This is a genomic window from Rhodoferax sp. RT5P35, from assembly GCF_056521385.1.
The window spans coordinates 1-1,023 of the sequence record NZ_JBWMAX010000372.1; the positions used below are offsets into that span (position 1 = coordinate 1).

Below are 1,023 nucleotides of genomic sequence, written 5' to 3' on the forward strand. Positions count from 1 at the left end.
CTCAGATGCGGTAACGGTCGATGAGCTGCTTGGCGATGACCTGGCGCAGGATTTCGTTGCTGCCCTCGCCAATCACCATCAGCATGCAGTCGCGGTAGTAGCGCTCGATCTCATATTCCACCGAGTAGCTGTAGCCACCAAAGATGCGCATGCCTTCCTGGGCGCAGAACACGCCCGCCTCGGAACCCGCCAGCTTGGCCATGGCGGCCTCCAGGTCGCAGCGCTCGCCCTTGTCGAACTTGCGGGCTGCGGCTTCGATCAAATGCTTGGCGCCTTCCACCTGGGTCACCATGTCGGCCAGCTTGAGCTGGATCGCCTGGTGCTGGCCGATGGGCTTGCCGAAGGCGCTGCGCTCCTGCACATAGCGCAGGCAGTGCTTGAGAGCGCCTTCGCCAATGCCCGCGCCGCGCGCCGCCACGTTGATGCGGCCCAGCTCCAGCCCGCCCGCGGTGTGGGCAAAGCCCTTGCCCTCCACGCCGCCCAGTAGCCGGTCGGCGGGCACGTGGTAGTTGTCGAAGTTCAGTTAGCAGGTGTCGATGGCGCGGTAGCCCATTTTCTTGAGCTTGCCAACCACGTTGTAGCCCGGGCCTTTCTCGGCGATGAGCATGCTCATGCCCTTGTGGCGCGGCTCGGCGTGCGGGTCGGTCTTGACCAGCAGCAACGTGAAGTTGCCGTGCAGGCTGTTGGTGATCCAGGTTTTGTTGCCGTTGACGACGTAGTGGTCGCCGTCCAGCCGGGCGGTGGTGCGGATGGCCTGCAGGTCGGAGCCGGCATTCGGCTCGGTCAGTCCCAGGCTGCCCCGGAATGCACCGGTGGCCATGATGGGCAGGTAGTGGTCTTTCTGCGCCTGCGTGCCGCTGCGTTCGATGGCCGAGGCCACGATCAGGTGCGAGTTGAAGATGCCCGAGGGTGCCATCCACACCGAGGCCACCTTGATGACGATTTGTGCGTAGGTCCAGGCCGACAGGCCCAGGCCGCCGTATTCCTCGCCAATGGTGGCGCCAAACAGGCCCAGCTCTTTCA

The 1,023-nt window shown here is 64.5% G+C and carries 2 protein-coding genes; both read right to left on the reverse strand.

Features of this window, described 5'->3' with window-relative positions; all coding sequences use genetic code 11:
• Window position 1: 1 nt before the first annotated feature.
• The gene (locus AC097L_RS26420; RefSeq protein ID WP_479589650.1) at window positions 2-502 is read right to left on the reverse strand and encodes an acyl-CoA dehydrogenase family protein; all 501 of its coding nucleotides are present in this window, start codon (window positions 500-502) and stop codon (window positions 2-4) included.
• A gap of 21 nt (window positions 503-523) precedes the next feature.
• Window positions 524-1,023: acyl-CoA dehydrogenase family protein (locus AC097L_RS26425; protein ID WP_479589651.1), on the reverse strand; the 500-nt coding region annotated here is incomplete at its 5' end.